This is a genomic window from Pontibacter sp. JAM-7 (genome assembly GCF_048548695.2).
In the GTDB taxonomy this organism is placed as follows: Bacteria; Pseudomonadota; Gammaproteobacteria; order Pseudomonadales; family Balneatricaceae; genus Neptuniibacter.
Map to the genome: position 1 here is coordinate 316,100 of NZ_JBLYIF020000001.1, position 18,867 is coordinate 334,966.

Annotated in this window: 17 protein-coding genes; 10 read left to right on the forward strand and 7 right to left on the reverse strand. The window is 50.4% G+C overall.

All coding sequences use genetic code 11. From position 1 onward, the window contains the following. Positions 1–22 precede the first annotated feature (22 nt). The 3 genes from ACFVYJ_RS01340 to ACFVYJ_RS01350 all read right to left on the reverse strand — a co-directional run bounded on the left by ACFVYJ_RS01340 (position 23) and on the right by ACFVYJ_RS01350 (position 1,536). Positions 23–154: a hypothetical protein gene (locus ACFVYJ_RS01340; protein WP_419414381.1), complete on the reverse strand. Its 132-nt coding sequence runs from the start codon at positions 152–154 to the stop codon at positions 23–25. Between the two features lie 43 nt (positions 155–197). After that, positions 198–476, reverse strand: coding sequence for a GrxA family glutaredoxin (locus tag ACFVYJ_RS01345; protein ID WP_419414382.1), 279 nt, complete (start codon positions 474–476; stop codon positions 198–200). 484 nt (positions 477–960) lie between these two features. After that, a complete protein-coding gene (locus ACFVYJ_RS01350) occupies positions 961–1,536 on the reverse strand; it encodes a TIGR04211 family SH3 domain-containing protein (RefSeq protein ID WP_419414383.1) in 576 nt (191 codons plus the stop codon). A 226-nt stretch (positions 1,537–1,762) separates the two neighbouring features. On the opposite strand from ACFVYJ_RS01350, the gene ACFVYJ_RS01355 reads away from it, so the two are divergent. Then, the gene (locus ACFVYJ_RS01355) at positions 1,763–2,575 is read left to right on the forward strand and encodes a mechanosensitive ion channel family protein (protein WP_419414384.1); all 813 of its coding nucleotides are present in this window, start codon (positions 1,763–1,765) and stop codon (positions 2,573–2,575) included. Positions 2,576–2,623: 48 nt separating this feature from the next. Here ACFVYJ_RS01355 and ACFVYJ_RS01360 read toward each other — a convergent pair whose 3' ends face one another. Then, positions 2,624–4,765 carry a solute carrier 5/6 family protein gene (locus tag ACFVYJ_RS01360; protein ID WP_419414385.1) on the reverse strand — a complete coding sequence of 714 codons (2,142 nt, stop codon included), beginning with the start codon at positions 4,763–4,765 and terminating at the stop codon, positions 2,624–2,626. 220 nt (positions 4,766–4,985) lie between these two features. Here ACFVYJ_RS01360 and ACFVYJ_RS01365 point away from each other — a divergent pair, with 220 nt between their 5' ends. The 3 genes from ACFVYJ_RS01365 to ACFVYJ_RS01375 are packed head-to-tail and all read left to right on the forward strand — an operon-like array spanning position 4,986 to position 7,319. After that, positions 4,986–5,726 (forward strand): 5-oxoprolinase subunit PxpA, encoded by a 741-nt coding sequence (locus tag ACFVYJ_RS01365; protein ID WP_419414386.1) that lies wholly within the window; start codon positions 4,986–4,988, stop codon positions 5,724–5,726. Continuing rightward, positions 5,710–6,390 carry a 5-oxoprolinase subunit PxpB gene (pxpB, locus tag ACFVYJ_RS01370; protein WP_419414387.1) on the forward strand — a complete coding sequence of 227 codons (681 nt, stop codon included), beginning with the start codon at positions 5,710–5,712 and terminating at the stop codon, positions 6,388–6,390. Before ACFVYJ_RS01365 ends, pxpB begins: the two co-directional genes overlap by 17 nt. Then, the gene (locus ACFVYJ_RS01375; protein ID WP_419414388.1) at positions 6,387–7,319 is read left to right on the forward strand and encodes a 5-oxoprolinase subunit C family protein; all 933 of its coding nucleotides are present in this window, start codon (positions 6,387–6,389) and stop codon (positions 7,317–7,319) included. Before pxpB ends, ACFVYJ_RS01375 begins: the two co-directional genes overlap by 4 nt. Here ACFVYJ_RS01375 and yidD read toward each other — a convergent pair. Both yidD and ACFVYJ_RS01385 read right to left on the reverse strand, forming a co-directional pair. After that, positions 7,292–7,567, reverse strand: a complete 276-nt coding sequence (gene yidD, locus ACFVYJ_RS01380) for a membrane protein insertion efficiency factor YidD (protein WP_419414389.1) — start codon at positions 7,565–7,567, stop codon at positions 7,292–7,294. The genes ACFVYJ_RS01375 and yidD overlap by 28 nt on opposite strands. A gap of 49 nt (positions 7,568–7,616) precedes the next feature. Further along, positions 7,617–9,008 (reverse strand): PhoH family protein, encoded by a 1,392-nt coding sequence (locus ACFVYJ_RS01385; RefSeq protein ID WP_419414390.1) that lies wholly within the window; start codon positions 9,006–9,008, stop codon positions 7,617–7,619. A 475-nt stretch (positions 9,009–9,483) separates the two neighbouring features. Between ACFVYJ_RS01385 and ppnN the strand changes: the two genes are divergently transcribed. Beyond that, positions 9,484–10,857, forward strand: coding sequence for a nucleotide 5'-monophosphate nucleosidase PpnN (ppnN, locus tag ACFVYJ_RS01390; protein WP_419414391.1), 1,374 nt, complete (start codon positions 9,484–9,486; stop codon positions 10,855–10,857). 3 nt (positions 10,858–10,860) lie between these two features. Here the strand turns inward: ppnN and putA are convergent, their stop codons facing one another. Beyond that, positions 10,861–13,956 (reverse strand): bifunctional proline dehydrogenase/L-glutamate gamma-semialdehyde dehydrogenase PutA, encoded by a 3,096-nt coding sequence (gene putA / locus ACFVYJ_RS01395; RefSeq protein ID WP_419414392.1) that lies wholly within the window; start codon positions 13,954–13,956, stop codon positions 10,861–10,863. Between the two features lie 136 nt (positions 13,957–14,092). Between putA and ACFVYJ_RS01400 the strand changes: the two genes are divergently transcribed. The 5 genes from ACFVYJ_RS01400 to ACFVYJ_RS01420 all read left to right on the forward strand — a co-directional run bounded on the left by ACFVYJ_RS01400 (position 14,093) and on the right by ACFVYJ_RS01420 (position 18,866). Beyond that, on the forward strand, positions 14,093–14,839 hold the full coding sequence (locus ACFVYJ_RS01400; RefSeq protein WP_419414393.1) for a TIGR00266 family protein: 747 nt from the start codon (positions 14,093–14,095) through the stop codon (positions 14,837–14,839). Between the two features lie 181 nt (positions 14,840–15,020). Further along, positions 15,021–15,974, forward strand: coding sequence for a M23 family metallopeptidase (locus ACFVYJ_RS01405; RefSeq protein WP_419414394.1), 954 nt, complete (start codon positions 15,021–15,023; stop codon positions 15,972–15,974). A 29-nt stretch (positions 15,975–16,003) separates the two neighbouring features. Further along, positions 16,004–16,381 carry a bactofilin family protein gene (locus ACFVYJ_RS01410; RefSeq protein ID WP_419414395.1) on the forward strand — a complete coding sequence of 126 codons (378 nt, stop codon included), beginning with the start codon at positions 16,004–16,006 and terminating at the stop codon, positions 16,379–16,381. A 22-nt stretch (positions 16,382–16,403) separates the two neighbouring features. Then, positions 16,404–17,177 carry a class II glutamine amidotransferase gene (locus tag ACFVYJ_RS01415; protein ID WP_419414396.1) on the forward strand — a complete coding sequence of 258 codons (774 nt, stop codon included), beginning with the start codon at positions 16,404–16,406 and terminating at the stop codon, positions 17,175–17,177. Positions 17,178–17,210: 33 nt separating this feature from the next. Further along, entirely contained in the window at positions 17,211–18,866 is a 1,656-nt protein-coding gene (locus ACFVYJ_RS01420; protein WP_419414397.1) for an AMP-binding protein, read from the forward strand. The last annotated feature ends 1 nt before the right edge of the window (position 18,867 follow it).

Below are 18,867 nucleotides of genomic sequence, written 5' to 3' on the forward strand. Positions count from 1 at the left end.
ATAGCACTGGCAGGGGACGGGCCTAGCGACGACGGCGCTGAGGTGGTTGCTCCTCTACACGAATACGCACAGGCTCCGGTTGCGCAGGAGTATGCTTGAGCACACCTACAATGAGTGCCACCATGGCTAAGGTCACAAGACTGAATAAAAGCATTATTTGTCACTCCTCTGCCAACAGGCTGTTACTTGAGTATAAACTATTTTTCGGCTGTAGCTCCAGACAGTTGAGTATTATCGTTACCAGACTGGCTGAGAAACGCATTGAGTTCGGTAAAGCCACCAATATGATTCTGGCCGTGAAAGATCTGCGGTACAGTCATAACCGGTTTGCCGACCGTGACTTCTAAATCGGCTTTACTGATACCCTCTTTGTGAATATCAATATAACGGTAGTTAAGGTTTTTGATTTCACACAGTGCCACGGCTCTTCGGCAAAAACCGCAGCCTTCGCGGCCAAAAATAGTAATGGTCTTCATTGCTTCTGCCCCTGCATGTTTTAGATAGCGCCATTAGACAGGAGTGAGCATGAATTGGCTAATTGGCAGTTTTAATCCGGTTGATATGTAATTTTTATACCATAGAGCAAGCTATGCTCATTTTTGGTGCTGGTGGGATGTGTATAGTTTTTTGCGTTGCCAAAATATCCTGCAGGCTACGTCATTAAAGGCGTTGCAGTTATTGTCCCCAATCTTTGTGGATAACCCTGTCGAAAACATGGTTACATGCTAAATAAGCTCCCAAGTTATGGTCTTTCTTACTGATTGATCGCAAAGTAAACAGTAGTTTATTTGCTTGATATTTAAGATGTTTCTAGGTTGTTTTGCCGGTGAAATCGGCTTTTTGAGCTATTTGTTGGCGTGTAGTGTTGTGCCATAACAGTGCAATTGAATTGACATATATCACTTCGGCACATAAAAAAACGGCGCATCAAGCGCCGTTTTTGTTGCTAGTAACTCGTGGTCAGAACCAGTCATCACGGCGCTTCTTACGCCGTGGCAAGTAAGGCAGGATCAAACCAAAGAAAACACCGCCTAATGCGACCAGGCCACCGTAGGTAAACCAGCGCATCAGATTGGTTTCGTCTGTAGTATCCAGTTGAAACTGTAACTCTTTAATACGGCTATTCAGCTTCTGCACATCACTAGACAGCGATTCGTTGCTCTTTTTGAGTGCTGCCGATTCTGTCTGTAAGCCTTCAATTTGCTGGGCCTGCTGGCTAACCGTAGACTGGCTTTGTTCCAGGCTGCGTTCCATTTTTGGCAAAGCAATAGACAGGCTGTCGCCTGGGTCAACTGAGGCACTTTCCACCCAGCCGGTACGGCCATTTTGCATGCGGATATGCGTGTAGTTTGTGGATTTGTTGCGCTCCAGAATCTCTACCGGGCTGCCGCTGGCAATTCGGGTGATGATTCGGTATTGATTACTGGGACCGTTATGGACATATACCATTGCATCATCGGCAATATGACCAGGCTGGGCCAGTACTAAGGGTGAAAAACAGAGAAGTAACAGAGTGATCAGGGTGGATTTATTCATTGCTCTACAATAATTGGTTAAAGTTCGCCCATTTGGTGGCTATTGTACGGTGTTCTCCCCGGCCTTAACAGCGCCGACCGCCGCGATCTTGCCCAAGTTGCTGACCGACTTTCTATTACATGGTTCCCTGGCCATCACATCTAATAAAGATTCAAGGGTTGTCATGTTGCAAAAGCGAGATGATACTTAACCAAATGTAGTTGGTTCACTTATCTGGAGATGTGAAATGGAAAACTTCTTTGCAACCTATGTGACGCCCTGGGCACTGAATATTGTCCTCGCACTGGTGATCTTCTTTGCCGGGCGTTGGGTCGCTAAATTGTTGATTAGTTTGCTGGAACGTATTTTGCGCAAGGCAAAAATGGATGACATGTTGGTCCATTTTGTTAGTTCAATCAGTTCAATCCTGTTGCTGCTGGTTATTGTGGTGGCCTCGCTTAACCAGCTAGGTGTGGATACTACATCGTTGATTGCTCTGGTCGGTGCGGCGGGTTTGGCAGTTGGCTTGGCGTTACAGGACTCACTGAAAAATTTCGCCGCTGGTGTGATGCTGATTGTCTTCAAGCCATTTCGGGAAGGTGATTTTGTTGAGGCTAGTGGCGTCTCTGGTGTGGTTGAGAAGATACATATCTTTAATACAGAGATGCGTACCGGTGATAACCGCGCTGTGATTATTCCTAACGGCGGTATCTACAGTGGTGTGATCATTAACTATTCCAGCAAGGGTACGCGTCGTATTGATATGATTTTTGGTATTGGCTATGACAGCGATCTGCGTCGGGCAAAAGAGGTTCTTAACGACATTATTGCTGCCGAAGCGCGGATTTTACCGGAGCCTGCACCGGTCATCGCAGTGTCTGAACTGGCAGATAGCAGTGTTAACTTTGTGGTGCGCCCATGGGTAAAAACGTCTGATTATTGGCCGGTACTTTGGGATATTACTGAACAGGTTAAGCTGCGTTTTGATCAGGAAGGTATTGCCATCCCATTCCCGCAAATGGATGTGCATATGCATCGGATTGAAGCCGCTGAAAGTTAAGTGGCAGAGATAAAAAAAGCCCCATCAGGGGCTTTTTTTATGTTCGAATTAACTCAGGTTTTTAGCTAGCTCAATTCGAAGTTCATTAACTTCTTGTTGTGCTTTTTGCTGATCCATACGGCTCTTAAACAGGGCTTCCTGGCGCTTCTCTAGCTTAGATTCCAGCAGGTCAATGGTTTGCGTTTGCTCTTTTACCTGAACCTCTAGCCGGTCGATCTGATCTTGCAGGTCATCAATGATATTGAATGATGTAGGGCTGAGAGAGTCATCTTTGGTCGGGATGGCTGTGCCGGTATTCAGCTCGTTGATGATATGGCTATACAGAGCCTGCAGGTCGGCAGCTTCACGCTCGTTGTAACGGATACTTTTCTCGATGGCATTATGGGCACTGGCAGCACCCACAGAGCCGGCAAGTATATGTTCCAGCATGCGATGAAATTCCATCAACTCAATGATGGTGATATGGCTTTTTTCAGTGACTTGGAGGTCGTCAGCGATATGCCGAATCTCGGCGCGAGCCTTCTGTTCCGTATGGTACTCACTCAGCAGAGTAACGGCTTCATCCAGTTTTGGCTCAAGTAGTATGTAGGCATTCAGGCCCGTGGGTCTGGCACGCTGATTCACCAGTTCATGCATAGAGCCAAGAAATTCACAGGTGAGTGTGCGCTCAGATTTATTCGGTTTATATAACACTGAGCCGAGGATGTAGCAGCCCAGGTTGAACACCATTGACCAGAACACTGAGTGGGTTACCGGATGTAGCCCTTCAATGCCAAACAGTGCCTCGGGTTTCAGCCCTTCGATCTGCCAGGGACCCTGTGTCAGCAGGGTCTGATCAAACCAGCCATGCTGAATAAACGCAGGTAATAACAGGGTATAGCACCAGACAATAAAACCTGCGCTAAGGCCCATCAAGGCACCTGCACTGTTGCCCCGCCGCCAGAATAATCCGCCAAACATGGCAGGGGTGAACTGCAGTACTGCCACGAACGAAATCAGGCCAATGGCGACCAAAATATAGGAATCGGAGAAGGCTTCGGCGAACCACAAACTGCCGAACAGAATAGCCAGCACCAGACCCCAGCGGATTTGTAACAGGTAGTGGTGCATAAAGCGCAGTTTTGGAAAGCACTCCAGCAATGGCATCACCAGATGGTTTGAGGCCATGGTAGAGAGTGTCATGGTGGTGATAATAATCATGCCGGTTGCTGCAGAAAATCCGCCAATAAATGCCAGAAGTGTCAGCATCTGTTGACCCGATTGCTGGGGTAGCAGCAGAACAAAATAGTCGGCAGAGGTGATGGGTAACCCCTGAAGCAGCCCTGCTGCGGCGATTGGCACCACAAATAGATTCATTAGTATCATGTAAAGTGGTAGCAACCACATGGCTGTTTTAATATGTTTCGGGCTGGAATTTTCTATCACCGCGACATGGAATTGTCGTGGTAGATTTTGAATGGCGGCAAAACTGAGCAGGAAAAGGGTTGCCCACATCAGGCCACTGTTTTCAGTGGCGTTGAAACTGTAGACATGTGACAGGCCATTGGCATCCAGTCGATTGATAATATCGCCGAAACCGTCAAACAGGTGATAGGTTGCAAACCAGCCAACCATCATAAAGGCGACAAGTTTGACCAGGCACTCCGCCACCAGTACCGCCATGACGCCAGGGTGGCGCTCAGTTGGGTCAATCCGGCGCAGGCCAAAAGCGATAGTGAAAATTGCCATAAACAGCGTCACCAGCAAACCGGTTATCTCATTTTCCAGTGTCCGGTTAGTGCTATGGGTGATCAGGTCAACCGAGCTGATAACCGCTTTGAGCTGCAGCGAGATATAGGGGGCTATCCCCAGCAGGCAGATCAAAGTCACCAATGCAGCAATTTTTTGGGAGCGGTTATAGCGCGTGGAGATGAAGTCGGCAATGCTGGTAATGCGGAAGTTCGTTTTTGCATACACCATGCGTTTCAGGGTAACGCCCCATAGCATGATGCCTAAGATGGCACCGCCATAAATGCCTAAAAACAACAAACCTGAGGTTGCTGCGAAACCTACACTGCCATAAAACGTCCATGAGGTATGATATACCGCAAGTGACAGGCCGTAGATCAGTGCCTGTGTGGCCTGTCTCGGTGCGCCATTAAGGTTGATACGTTTTTCAACCTGTTGCGCGAGAATGAATAAAATGCCCATATAAAGGGCCACAATCAGAATTACTGAGCTTGCGCTAAACATGCTATTGCCGTTGTTATAGATTGCGATTGGCGTTGTCTACTTACTAGATGCAACGCTACAAAGTGACAAAATGATACGCTTAAAGCCTGCCCGTAGAAAGATGATGCTGTACAGATTGATTAAGCCGGTCGGGTTTATCTGCCCCGTGGACAATCTAAACGGTTAAGAGAGTGAAATCATGAAGTTAAATTGTGACCTGGGTGAAAGCTTTGGTGACTGGCGAATGGGGCTGGATGATGAAGTGATGCCCCATATTCATATGGCTAATATCGCCTGTGGGTTTCATGCTTCTGATCCGAAGCATATGGAAGTCACGGTTAAGCTGGCGTTACAGCATGGCGTCACCATGGGTGCACATCCAGGGTATCCGGATTTAATGGGATTTGGTCGGCGCAGTATGCAGTGTACGGCAGATGAAATCCGGGGTTTGCTGTTGTATCAGATCTCTGCCCTGGCCGGTATCGCTGCTGTTCATGGTGGTCGCCTCTGTTATGTTAAACCTCATGGTGCGCTGTATAACGATATGATGCGTAATGAAACATTGCTGCGTACCATTCTGGAAACATTAGCGGCGTACCCTGCACCTCTCACCTTGGTGATTCAGGCCACTGCCGATAACCAGGCTCGTCAGGCGTTAGCGGATGCCTATGGTGTTCCGCTGTGGTTTGAAGCGTTCGCTGATCGGGCGTATGACGATTCGGGTCTGTTAGTTTCGCGTCAACAGCCTGGGGCGGTACTGGATGATCCGGAGCAGATTTTGGCTCGGGCCGAGCGCCTGGCTACGCAAGGGGAATTGGAAAGTCTGGCAGGTCATATTTTGCAGTTACAACCTGATACCCTTTGTGTTCATGGTGATAACCCTGCGGCTGTGGCATTAGCCCGGGATATCAGGCAGGTGTTGGATGCAGTACCAGGTTGATGTAGCAGGCGTTGATAGTCTGCTGTTGCGTTTCGATCTGCCAGCAGAGAGTGCTGCAGCGCAGGTGGCTGCCTGTGCTGAATATCTGCGGCAATGCTTACCGCACATCGTAGATATTGTGCCCGCCTATAGTAGCTTGCTGCTGACCTATGACCTGTTGTTTTTAGACAATGCTGCTATGCGTCAGGCGATTGCCAGGGCATTAACAACATTTCAACCCCCGCCAGGATCGTTGACAGGAAAAGCGGTGATCTTGCCTGTTTGTTATGACATCAATGGCGGATTTTCCCCAGATTTGGCTGAACTTTCCGCTCAGTTACACCTGCCGGTCAAGCGCCTGATTGAACTCCATGTTGCGCAGGAATACGTGGTTCAGGCGGTAGGTTTTGCTCCTGGTTTTGCGTATATGGGGCAATTGTCAGAGCGGTTATCTATCCCCAGAAAAGCAACGCCACGGCAGCAGGTACCGGCGGGTTCTGTGGCGATTGCGGAACGGCAGACTGCGGTATACCCACAGTCTTCCCCGGGTGGCTGGTGGCTGATTGGCCGTTGTCCGCTAAGATTGTTTGACCCACAGCAGGTCCCGCCCGGTCGTTTGCAGGTAGGTGACCGGGTCCGATTTGAGGCGGTGACCGAGCAAGAATTTCAAAGGTTGTTGCCATGACAGCAAACGGCCTGCGTGTTATCAAGCCAGGGACCTTGAGTCTGGTGCAGGATCTCGGGCGCTGGGGCGTGCAGCATTACGGCCTCAGTCCCGGTGGTGCTCTGGATGAACATGCCGCGCGCTGGGCTAATAAGCTGTTGGGCAATCCGGTTGCTGCGGCATTACTGGAGATCACATTGGGTAATGTGGAACTGGAAGCAGATGTCGCTTGTTGTATTGCTATGACCGGTGCCGTTCAGCGTATTCGTTTGAATGATCAAACGTTACCAGGCTGGCGTACCTGCCAACTGCAGCCGGGTGATCGATTGCGAGTCGATTTTGCCAGTAGTGGCCAGCGCAGCTACCTGGCGGTTGCCGGAGGCTTTCTGTTTTCGAGTATGTTTGGCAGTGTCGCCAGTGTCGAGCGTGAGCAGGTGGGGGCGTTTGCCGGTCGGCCACTGCAAGCCGGTGACTGTTTACCTTGTGGATCCGCTCCTGTGTTGCCACACCACAGGCAGGTGCCATGGCGTTATATCCCAGATTATGATGCGCCGCTGGTAGCGCGAGTGATACCCGGCTATCAAGTGGAGCAGTTTGATAGACGTGCGCTTGAACAGTTTTATCAGACTGGATTTATTCTGAGTAGCGATAGCAACCGAATGGGGTTTCGCCTTAAAGGCCAGCCCATTGAAAGTGGTGTGAGTGGCCTGTTGTCAGAGGGTATTTGTTTTGGCGCGATCCAGATTCCTCCGGATGGGCAGCCGATTGTGTTGTTGAAAGACCGCCAGACGTTGGGGGGGTACCCCAAGTTGGGTAGCCTCCTGCCATTGGATGCGTTTCGTTTAACGCAGTGCCGACCCGGCACTGAGGTGCGTTTCGAGACCATTAGTTTGCAACACGCGCAAGCAACAATGAAACCGTTTTATAATTTCTTTGCGGAGTCGGGCTGAGGACAGTTGTGGCAGTGTGGTACGGGTGGCACCGGGTCGATACCCCCTTCGCTGTAGGGATGGCAGCGGGCAAGGCGTTTCAGACCCAGCCAAGTCCCTTTCAGAGGGCCGTGGGTCTGTATGGCTTCAATCATATAATGCGAACAGCTGGGATAAAACCGGCAGCGTGGTCCCAGCAGAGGGCTGATCAGAAACTGATACAAGCGTACTGGAATAATTAACAGGGTTTGAAAGAAAGCTCTTAACATACCCAGGATTGTAGCAGGAATGGCGGCCCACAGCAGTGGGCCGGTGTGTTTAGAGGTGCTCTTCAGCGTACTCGGCCAGACGCGAGCGGAAGATGCCTTCTAAATGGATTTTAGCTGCGCCTTCGTAATCCTTAAACCGTTCCACGATATAGGTCAGGCCAGAGGTAAGCGGTGTCAGGTAGTTGGAATCGATCTGAGCCAAGTTACCCAAACAGATGATCTTTGAACCCTTGCCGCATCGGGTGATGATGGTTTTCAGCTGAGATGGCGTCAGGTTCTGGGTCTCATCCAGCAGTACAATGGCTTCCTGAATGCTACGGCCGCGGATAAAGTTAAGTGACTTGAACTGGATGTTGGCTTTTTCGATGGCGTATTTGACGCTGCTTTGTGGCCGCTCATCGTGTTCGTGCATCGCCTCCAGGTTGTCCTGGATAGCACTCAGCCAAGGGGTCATTTTTTCCTCTTCGGTACCGGGCAGGAAACCAATATCTTCAGCCACCGGTGGGGTGGAGCGGGTCACGATAATTTTATTGTAGCGGCGCTGCTCAATCACCATTTCCAGCGCACAGGCCAGGGCTATCAGGGTTTTACCCGAGCCTGCTGCACCATTCAGAATCACCAGATCCAGTTCCGGATCAAGCACAGCTTCCATGGCAAAGGCCTGTTGAATATTAATCGGTTCAATACCCCAGCAGTTCTGCTGCATTAACCGCTCATAACCCAGGTCCTGCAAAATCACCTGCTGGTCGCGAATGGTGCTGACCCGGGCACAAAACTCTTCGGTCTCGTCAAACACATATTCACAGGGGTAGGCATTGGGCAGAAGGTCTTTACTGATCCGATGATAGGTATGACTACCCTCCTGATAACTGTCCACCTCGTCGACTTTATCCCAGAAGTTGCCTTCCACCTGCGTGTAACCCGCAGGCAGCAGATCGATATCGGAGACTAACTGGTCGGTACGGTAGTCCTCAACCCGCTTCAGTCCTGCTCCCAGGGCTTTGAGGCGCATATTGATATCTTTGGTAACCAGAATGATATGCCGGTGCGGATTGGTGGCCTGCAGATGCAGGGCGCAGTTGATAATGTGATTGTCTTTGTTGGCATTGCTGGGCAGGAAACCCTGGCGTGCGGTGAGCTCATGATCCGGGAAAATGCTCAGTTTACCCAGCTTGCGGGAGGTTTCTATTGTGCCCGGTATGGTGATCTGCACACCTTTGGTAATTTCCGATGTATCTTTGGCTTTGCTGAGGATCTGGTCAATTGCCCGGATGGCAGCGCGTGCTTCTTGGGCGACATTTTTCTTGCGGTCTTTTATGTCATCCAGCTCCTCCAACACAGTCATTGGAATGGCAATGTCCTGTTCTTTAAATTCATACAGGCATTTAGGGTCATGTAGCAGCACGTTGGTGTCTAGGATATAGAGTTTTGAGGCAGTCATAGACTGTTCCTTCTACGGCCGGGGAGTGTGAAATACGGTGATAAAAAAGAGTCAGCAGGAGGCGCAAGGCGGCAGGTCAGCGGGGATGCCGTAAGTGGTGTTTTGATCGGTTGGTCGTGACAGTAATCCACAGTGGATCTGCGCTCTCCAGAAGGCCCTGCACCCGTTTGGGCACGGTTGCCATCGGTCAACAAGAAATCATTTATCGACGATCACGCCATCGTCGGTTTTTTTTAGTTAACCCCTGTTGCCAGATAAACACAAGGCTTTTTTTTATCGTTGTCTGAACCCGCGACTTTTGTTGGCTATGCGACGACTCTGTAAGTAAAGGGCTGAACTAAAACGGTGTTTTGTGATCAAAAAATAACCTAAAAGTGGTTGATTTATATACTGATTTTGCCATTTTTTCAGGGCTGCTCTATATTCAGTGCATAACGAGATCACATTAGGTGACTCAGCGTGAGGTGGATTAAGCATGATGACGGAACAATTTATTACCACCAGTGTTACCCCATTAGAAAGCCTGAATAGTCTGACCCCATATGAAGTGGAAAAACTGCGGGATGCCAGCAACGGCGGTCTCTATAACCTGTTTCGTAAATGCGCTCTGGCGGTGCTGAATAGCGGAAGCCAGGATGACAGCACCAAACGGGTGTTAGAGAAACACCGCAATTTTGATATCCGCATCACTCAGAAGCACCGGGGGGTGCAGCTGGAGTTGGTCAATGCACCGGCCACCGCCTTTGTTGATGGTGAGATTATTACCGGTATTCGTGAACATCTATTTTCGGTGCTGCGTGATCTTTTGTATGTCGGTGATGAGCTGGATCAGTGCTGCCCTGATATGCAGGATGGAGAGCTGACCACCAATATGGTATTCCATATCCTGCGTCATGCTGATGCCATTCGGCCGCATGTCAAACCCGACTTGGTGGTGTGCTGGGGCGGCCATTCCATAAACCGCACTGAGTATGAATACACCAAAAAAGTTGGCTATGAGCTGGGCCTGCGCAGTCTAAATATCTGTACCGGTTGTGGTCCCGGTGCCATGAAGGGGCCGATGAAAGGCGCGACCATTGCTCACGCTAAGCAACGTATTCGGGATGGGCGTTATGTCGGGATTTCCGAGCCCGGTATTATTGCCGCAGAAAGTCCTAATCCCATCGTTAATGAACTGCTGATTATGCCGGATATCGAAAAACGCCTAGAGGCGTTTGTGCGCCTAGGTCACGGCATTATCGTGTTTCCCGGCGGGGCCGGTACCATGGAGGAGATCCTTTATATACTGGGAATCCTGCTACATGAAAAAAATACCCACCTGCCATTTCCGCTGATTCTTACCGGCCCGGAATCCAGTGCGGCTTATCTGGCATCCGTGGATGCGTTTATCCGTGAAACATTGGGGGACAAGGCGGCGAGTCGGTATCAAATAGTGGTGGCGGACCCTCATGACGCAGCCAGCCGTATGAAAGAGGGGTTGCAGCAGGTCACTGAGTACCGCAAGGCTACGGGTGAGTCGTTCCATTTTAACTGGCAGATGCATATTCCAGGCGAATTTCAGCAACCGTTTGAGCCGAGTCACGCCAATATGAGTTTGTTGAACCTAAGCCGTGATCAACCTGACTACTTGCTGGCGGCTAATCTGCGCTGTGCGCTGTCCGGTATCGTGGCGGGTAACGTGAAAGAACAGGGTATACGTGCTATTGAAGAGGGTGGCCCGTTTCAGATTTGTGGTGAGTCCAGCCTGATGAAACCTCTGGATCTATTACTGCAGTCGTTTGTTGAGCAGCGCCGTATGAAGCTGAATCATCGCGATTACAAACCCTGTTATGTGGTGCAGCCCAGCTAAGCGCTAGCTAAGCAGTTCACGGTCACCGCCCTCGGCGGTGGTATTGCGGCAGATAGTCTGTTCACGGCAAAACGCTTTGAGGTAGTTCGGGCCACCGGCTTTGGGCCCGGTACCGGACAAACCCATGCCGCCAAAGGGCTGTGCAGCAACCACCGCGCCCACCTGATCCCGGTTGATATAGATGTTACCGACATCAACTGCATTACAGATGGTATCGATGATGTTGTCGTTACGAGAGTGGATTCCCAGTGTCAGGCCAAAGCCGCTGCGTGATATCTCTGCCAGGACCCGATCCAACTGGTCCTGATCGTAACGGATAATATGCAATACCGGTCCGAAAACCTCTTCAGTCAGTTCATCCAGGCTATGCAGGCGGATCAGGGTTGGCGGCACAAAACAGCCGCTATCGGTGGCTTCTGGCAGGGTCATTTCAAACAGCAGTCGGCCAGCTAGCCGCTGGCGCTCAATATGCTCGAAAATCTTCATTTGTGCGCGGGTATCAATTACCGGACCGATATCGGTGCTGCTCAGCATTGGGTCGCCTATACACAGCTCCTGCATGGCACCGGTCAGACGGTTCTCAAGAGCGTCGGCAATGTCTCGTTGCAGATAAAGCACCCGCAGTGCGGAACAACGCTGGCCTGCGCTATTAAAGGCTGAACGTAATACATCCCGGATCACTTGTTCCGGTAGGGCAGAGCTGTCAACCAGCATCGCATTGATGCCCCCGGTTTCGGCAATCAGGCTGGCAATGGGTGCCGTGCTGCGTTGACCAAGTTGTTGGTTTAATGTCGCTGCCACGGCGGTTGAACCGGTAAATGCGACACCGGACAGGCGTGAGTCCTGCAATAAACGCTGGGTGTGTTCGCCACCCCGGTAAGGAATGAACTGCAGTGCTTCAGGCGGTACGCCCGCTTCAATCCACAGTTTGACGGCCTGGGCTGCGAGCAGTGATGTGGCAGAGGCCGGTTTGGTCAGCACGCAATTACCGGTGACCAATGCTGCCGCGATCTGCCCGGTAAAAATGGCCAGTGGAAAATTCCAGGGGCTGATACAGAGAAAGATCCCCTTGCCTTGATAACGCAGCGTGTTTTCTTCTCCGGTAACTGCCGCCAGTTGCAGCGGGCTGAGTTGGGCATGGGCGAGTTTGGCATAGTAATAGCAGAAGTCGATCGCTTCACGCAGTTCATCAATGGCATCAGACAGGGTTTTCCCAGCCTCAGCCATACAGAGAGGTATCAGTGTGGCGGCGTTGCTAGCCAGCAACGTGGCGTAGTTTTCGAGCACCTGGCTGCGCTGGGTTAACGAGTATTGTCGCCAGGTGGGCAGGAAGTGCTCTGCACAGGCGAGCGCTTCGCCGATCTGCTGCTCCGTACAAAGATTGCGGTAGCCTAAAAGGCGCTGCTGGTCATGGGGGCTATAGACCGACAGCAAGTCATTTCCTTCGTGAATAGCTCCGCCAACCATTGGATGACACTCATACAGTGGCATCGGTTGCGACAGCGCACGGTAATGGCTGCTTAGCGTAGACAGTGAACCGCTATTAAGGCCCGGTGAGTTATCTCTTAAGGGCTGAAATACATCCTGTGGCAAAGGAATGGGTTGCTGGTTCGATTGCAGCTGTTGCCTGATAGGCGTGAGCAGTTCAATCGATGCGTTTGCAGGTTGATGTAATTGAAAAACAAAGGACGCGCTGGCGCCATTCTCCATCAGGCGACGGACCAAGTAGGGCAGTAAGGTACTATAGCTGCCGATGGGGGCGTAGATGCGCGTGGGGATTGCGAACTGCTGGTTTAACTGTTGATGTAACTGTTCACCCATGCCATGCAGCCGCTGTAGTTCAAATGTTTTGGTTGTCGGTATGTGGCACAAGGCACTGAGGGTATACGCATTATGGCTGGCAAATTGTGGTTGTAAAAACTGGCACTGCTCGCTGAGCAGGAATCTGGCGCAGACCTGATAGTTCAGGTCGGTGGCGGCTTTATCGGTAAATACCGGGTAATCTGTCAGTCCCTGTTGCTGTGCCAGTTTAATTTCTGTATCCCAGTAGGCACCCTTGACCAGGCGCACAGGAATAGGCGTTTTTGTGTGCTTAGCCAGTTGCTCCAACCAGCCTAAAGTCGGTAAAGCACGTTTGCTGTAGGCCTGCACCGCCAGTCCCAGTCCGCCCCAGCCCTGGCAAATATCGGTTTGTAGCAGTTCGGAAAAAATCTGCAGTGACAGTTCCAGACGATGGGCTTCTTCCGCATCCAGAGTAATGGCAACATCCAGATTACGTGCTTGTAGCAGCAGTTGTAACATCCGGTCACCGATCTGGCGGATTGCTTTCTCCTGCTGGAAATTTTCATAACGTGCACAGAGGGCTGACAGTTTAATGGAGATGCTGCACTGCGCCTTATTATCATTGCGACCGGTGGCAATGATGGCGTTCAGGTAGGCGGTAAAGTATTGATCTACATCGGCTTTACATATCGCGGCCTCACCCAGCATATCAAAGGAGTAGCGTGTCAAAGGGGCTGTCAGATCATATTGTTGCTGTAGGGCGTCCTCGATATTTTCAGCAAATACAAATTGGTCTCCCAGCAGGTGCATCGCTTTGCGCACGGCAGCCAGCAGGGTTTTATGTTCCATTTTGCGCCATAACTGACCCAGCAAACCGGAGGGGGAATCTGTATCAGTCACCAGTTGTTGTGCCAGGGCTATGGCCCAGATATGGCTTTGTTTCAAATCATGCTGCTGATGTAAGTGCTGCAGATCCAGTAATGCTAATTTGTCCTGTAATAAGGCCAATGCGCCCGCTTCATCCGGTATGCGCAGCAGTGCTTCTGCCAGGGTCATGAGCGCTAACCCCTCTTTACTGGCGAGGTTGAACTGTTGCATCAGTGTGGCGATAGCCAGTCCAGGCTGTGGCTCACTGCGGATGGTTTCAACCCAATCCTTCGCTTGCTGGAGTACGGTAGGCGGCTCATCCAGTAGAGGCAGCAGCGCCTGTATCAGCGTCTCTTCACTACACAGGTAATAGGCATCGATCTGCTGCCAGAGGCTTGTCAGGTCAGACTGGGCAAATGCGTCGGAAAAATACAGGGCAGGATTTGGCATAGGCTCGATTGTCTGTTCGGTTTTAGTCAGTGTAGAACAGCTTAATGACGAGCAAATACTGGTTATGGCGGCTGTGGGCTTGACAGCTTTTAGCTCAGGGGGTGTGATGCGTTATTGATTTTCAAGGAGGTGAGTTATGCACAGTCATGAGATTGACTACAAAATCATCGGTGAGGCCTTGCAGGTGCTTGAGGTAGAGCTTGACCCAGGTGAGAAGGTTGTGGCTGAGGCCGGGACCATGAATTACATGGAGGAGGGGATTCAGTATGAAACCTGTATGGGCGATGGTTCTGCTGCGGATCAGGGCGTGTTCGGTAAACTGTTTTCTGCGGGCAAGCGTCTGATTACCGGTGAATCTCTGTTTATGACGCACTTTGAAAATCAGGCGGATGAAAAGCGTGCACTGGCGTTTGCTGCCCCCTATCCGGGTAATATCGTGGCCCTCGATCTGGGGCAGTTAGGCGGCGAGGTGATCTGCCAGAAAGATGCATTTCTATGTGCCGCTCTGGGGACTCAGGTTGATATTGCATTGTCACGCCGCCTGGGCGCGGGCTTCTTTGGCGGTGAAGGTTTTATCCTGCAGCGGTTAAGCGGTGATGGTCTGGCGTTTATTCAGGCTGGCGGTACGGTGGTGCGCAAACAGCTGAACGATAGCACTCTGAGGGTCGATACTGGCTGTTTGGTGGGATTCACCAGTGGTATTGATTATGACATTCAAATGGTACGGGGGTTGAAGTCCATGCTGTTTGGTGGCGAAGGCTTGTGGTTGACCACCCTTAAGGGTACCGGCACGGTCTGGATTCAAAGTCTGCCGTTCTCAAGACTGGCTGATTGTATTTTGCAGCATGCGCCAAGTGTGGGTGGCAAAGAGCAGGGCGAATAAAGCATAACCATGATTCTGGTTTATAGTCTGAAAGTAGCTCGCCTCTTCGACCATGCGGCTCTAGGCGAGCCAGACTAAAGTCGCTATATTACCCGCTGATGACACGCCTGTTACCAGGTGTGAATAAAAATAAACCACCTGTAACTAATAAGCTTATCAGGGTGTAAATTGGGTTGCTGTTTTGCGAAATAAGCTGGTTATCACGCTGACCACGGTGTATGGATCACGCCAGTATACGCTTAATCAGGTAGCAAGGTATTTGCTGCTTTTATTCATTCTGCTGTCTGCTTTAAGCTTCTTTGTGTCTAATGCTTTATTAATGGCGACTACCGAAGACCTTGCCATACTGGAAGAAGACCATCAGGAATTGACGGAAAATTACGAGTACCTGTTGGGCACGCAACAACTCTACAAAAATGAACTGGAAACCCTCGGTAGTACACTTAATGTACTGAAAACTGAGCGTGATGAGTTGCATGAAGAGAATCAACGGGTGGGTGAGCTGAATGAAACTCTGGATTCTTCCCTGTATATGCTGGAAAACCTGCTGGGGCTGAATGCTTCAGAGTCCATGACGCTGGAGCGTGCTGAAGCACTTAAACTGGCGGCAACCGAACGACTGTTTTTTCTGCACAATATTCCCAACGGGCTACCGATTCAGGCGCTGCGGGTATCGGACAAGTTTGGGATGCGTACCCACCCTGTCAGTCATAAGCGGACCATGCATAATGGCATCGACTTTAAGGCAAACCGGGGTACTCCGGTATATGCCACCGCCGATGGTGTAGTGGATACGGCTGCGTACCAGAAGAGCAGCGGATATGGCAAACTGATCGTTTTACAGCACAATTTCGGGTTTAAAACCTATTACGGGCATTTAGACAAAATAAAAGTGAAAAGCGGGGAGTTTGTTACCAAAGGCCAATTGATTGGATTGAGTGGTAATACGGGGCGGTCCACTGGGCCACATCTGCATTACGAGGTCCGTTATCTCTATCGTGCTTTGGATCCGGGTCCGTTTTTGGCCTGGAGCATCACCGACTTTGATTCACTGTTTGAAAAGGTAAAAGGTGTGAAATGGGCATCATTAAAAGAAATGTACCCGCTAAATCAGCGCCGTCAGCCATTACTATAATTGCACAGGGCAATAAGTTTTGCGGTGACATGAGTATCGTTGGCAAGATGCACATTGACGGTATTTTTGAAGGTAATATCTCGTCACTGGACAGTATTACCATTGGTAAAGCGGGGCATGTCAAAGGCTTGATCAAGGCGCGTAGTATTGATGTCTGTGGCCTGTTAGAGGGTGAAGTCATCTGTGATGAAATTCACGTCGAAGCGGGTGGTAAGGTACATGCGACGGTTGAAAGTGTCGAGTTGTCTATCAGTCCGCGAGGTTGTTTTATCGGCGAACGGCGGATCAAGGAAAACGTAAAAAATTTACCTGATAAAGGTGCCGCAGAGTCGGTGCAAGCTGGTAAGTCTGGCGTAGATGCAATTGATAGTTTGCCCGATAAAGTGGTTTCAGATCGTAAAGTCTGACTGAATTAAATCAGGGGGCAGTATGTGTGAACTGCTGGGTATGAGTGCCAATGTACCCACCGATATCTGTTTCAGCTTTGCTGGTCTGATGCGCCGTGGTGGTGAAACCGGCCCACACCGTGATGGTTGGGGTATTGCCTTTTATGAAGGTAAGGGCGCCCGTTGTTTTCATGACCCACAACCCAGCGTTGAGTCTAAGATCGCTTCTTTGATTTGTGAACACCCCATTAAAAGTCATGTGGTGATTAGTCATATCCGGCAAGCCAATGTGGGTCGTGTTTGTCTGGAAAATACCCATCCGTTTCAGCGTGAACTTTGGGGTTATACATGGACCTTTGCCCATAATGGCCAGCTCAGTGATGCTTTGTTTGAATTGACATTGAAGTTCTATGAACCGGTGGGCACCACCGACAGCGAGTATGCCTTTTGTTGGCTGTTGGGTGAGATTCGGGAGCGTTTTACGCATCAGCCCAATGATTCGCGCATGCTATACCGTTTTATTCGTGAGAAGTGTCAGCAACTGCAGCAGCTGGGTGTCTACAACATGTTGTTGTCAGAATCGGTTCATCTTTTTGCTTTCTGTAGCAGTAAGCTTTCCTGGATTACGCGTAAAGCGCCTTTTGGCAAAGCCTCTTTGCTTGATTGCGATATGAAAGTTGATTTTTGTGAAGAAACCACCCCTAATGACATTGTTACTGTGGTTGCGACCGAGCCGCTGACTCATGATGAAGTTTGGCAGTCGATTCAACCGGGTGAGATGGTGACCTTCGTCCGTGGTATTCCCCAGGCCGAATGATGTTTTGTTCAGGGATATAATGATAAGCATAATATGCAAGCCCTGCAGTTAACTGATATAGACCAATACCGGCACTTGCCGGACCTGTTGGATAAGCACTGGGTGGGCTTTGCGGACCACCCTGCTTTTACTAATCTGGGCGGTAGCCTCAGCTTCTCTGATGTTCACAAGTATGCCCGGCGCTTTGCTGCCTATCTGCAACACTCAACAGACCTTCGCCCCGGTGATCGTATCGGCATTCAAATGCCGAATCTGCTGCAATATCCAGTGGTGGTATATGGTGCCTGGCAGGCGGGCTTAGTGGTGGTTAATTTAAACCCGCATGGCAGTGACGATGATCTGAGTCAGCGCCTGCAGGAGACAGGTGTCAGAGCGGTGGTGGTGTTTGCCAACTGCGCTGCTCAGTTGAGCCGGGTGTTGCCACCGTCACAAATCAGGTATGTGATTGTTACCCATCCTGGTGATCTGCACCCCTGCCCACAACGGTTACGGCTGTATATGATTAACCGTTATTTGAGGAAGCATGTCCCGCCTTATGACTTACCTCATGCCATGAGTCTGAGAAAGGCGTTGCAGTTGGGTGGCCGAAGGCGTCCCCATGACTGTCTGGTACGGCAAGATGATCCTGCTTTGATTCAGTTTACCTCCGGTTCGCGTATGTCACCGCGAGGGGTGATATTGACCCATCGTAATTTGATTGCCAATGCATTACAGATAAAACAGCGTTTGCAGGGTTTTCTGGTGCAAGGGCAGGAATCCTGTGTTTCGCCATTGCCGATGACGCATATTTACGGCTTTACGTTTTATTGCATCGTTCAGCCAATGATGGCGGCGCAGAGTATCCTGATCACATACCCCTGGGATACGGACGGTATGGTACGGGTTATTAAGCCTCTTAAGTTCAGCTGTATGTCTGGGTTAAACAGTTTGTTTGTTGCCTTGTGCCAGCACCCACAGTTCCAACAGTTAGATTTCAGTCACTTAAAACTGGTGGTGTCGGGCGGTATGCCTTTGGTGCAATCAGTTTCACAGCGGTGGCAGGAGATTACCGGCACCGAAATTTCACAAGGTTACGGGCTGACAGAAGCCTCGCCTACCGTGGCGTTAAATGATCCGCGCCAAGTGAAAGCAGGATCGATAGGTGCCCCCCTGCCGTTAACCGAAATTCGTATCATGAGTGAACAGGGCGAAGTGCTGAATGCGGGAGAAAGCGGTGAGCTTTTTGTGCGGGGGCCACAAGTGATGCAAGGTTACTGGGGATATGAAAACAGCGGTATTACTTCAGATGGCTGGCTGGCTACGGGGGACATTGTTCGCGCCTGTCTAGACGGTACCCTGAAATTTATTGGCCGCAAACAGGATGTGCTCAACATCAGTGGTTTTCCGGTGTATCCGCAAGAGTTGGAAAATATTATCAGTAGCCATCCGGATATTCTGGAATGTGCAGTGGTAGGGTTGCCGGATACCGCCGCAGGTGAAGTGATTAAGCTGTTTGTGGTCAGTATCAGCCGGCGGCTGACAGTGAAACAGGTTCGGGATTATTGCCGGGAACGCTTAACCGCCTACAAAGTACCTCGTCTGGTGGAGTTTTGTACCACGTTGCCAAAATCAGATGTGGGTAAAATACAGCACCAGATTTTGCGCAAAGAAGCGATTCGTAAAGCGCAACGTCAGCGGCGTCACCTTTAAG

What these genes read in the sequence shown, in the direction of transcription:
- ACFVYJ_RS01340 (WP_419414381.1), bottom strand. Translation starts at nt 154, where the DNA reads ATGCTTTTATTCAGTCTTGTGACCTTAGCCATGGTGGCACTCATTGTA.
- ACFVYJ_RS01345 (WP_419414382.1), bottom strand. Translation starts at nt 476, where the DNA reads ATGAAGACCATTACTATTTTTGGCCGCGAAGGCTGCGGTTTTTGCCGA.
- ACFVYJ_RS01350 (WP_419414383.1), bottom strand. Translation starts at nt 1,536, where the DNA reads ATGAATAAATCCACCCTGATCACTCTGTTACTTCTCTGTTTTTCACCC.
- ACFVYJ_RS01355 (WP_419414384.1), top strand. Translation starts at nt 1,763, where the DNA reads ATGGAAAACTTCTTTGCAACCTATGTGACGCCCTGGGCACTGAATATT.
- ACFVYJ_RS01360 (WP_419414385.1), bottom strand. Translation starts at nt 4,765, where the DNA reads ATGGGCATTTTATTCATTCTCGCGCAACAGGTTGAAAAACGTATCAAC.
- ACFVYJ_RS01365 (WP_419414386.1), top strand. Translation starts at nt 4,986, where the DNA reads ATGAAGTTAAATTGTGACCTGGGTGAAAGCTTTGGTGACTGGCGAATG.
- pxpB (WP_419414387.1), top strand. Translation starts at nt 5,710, where the DNA reads ATGCAGTACCAGGTTGATGTAGCAGGCGTTGATAGTCTGCTGTTGCGT.
- ACFVYJ_RS01375 (WP_419414388.1), top strand. Translation starts at nt 6,387, where the DNA reads ATGACAGCAAACGGCCTGCGTGTTATCAAGCCAGGGACCTTGAGTCTG.
- yidD (WP_419414389.1), bottom strand. Translation starts at nt 7,567, where the DNA reads ATGTTAAGAGCTTTCTTTCAAACCCTGTTAATTATTCCAGTACGCTTG.
- ACFVYJ_RS01385 (WP_419414390.1), bottom strand. Translation starts at nt 9,008, where the DNA reads ATGACTGCCTCAAAACTCTATATCCTAGACACCAACGTGCTGCTACAT.
- ppnN (WP_419414391.1), top strand. Translation starts at nt 9,484, where the DNA reads ATGATGACGGAACAATTTATTACCACCAGTGTTACCCCATTAGAAAGC.
- putA (WP_419414392.1), bottom strand. Translation starts at nt 13,956, where the DNA reads ATGCCAAATCCTGCCCTGTATTTTTCCGACGCATTTGCCCAGTCTGAC.
- ACFVYJ_RS01400 (WP_419414393.1), top strand. Translation starts at nt 14,093, where the DNA reads ATGCACAGTCATGAGATTGACTACAAAATCATCGGTGAGGCCTTGCAG.
- ACFVYJ_RS01410 (WP_419414395.1), top strand. Translation starts at nt 16,004, where the DNA reads ATGAGTATCGTTGGCAAGATGCACATTGACGGTATTTTTGAAGGTAAT.
- ACFVYJ_RS01415 (WP_419414396.1), top strand. Translation starts at nt 16,404, where the DNA reads ATGTGTGAACTGCTGGGTATGAGTGCCAATGTACCCACCGATATCTGT.
- ACFVYJ_RS01420 (WP_419414397.1), top strand. Translation starts at nt 17,211, where the DNA reads ATGCAAGCCCTGCAGTTAACTGATATAGACCAATACCGGCACTTGCCG.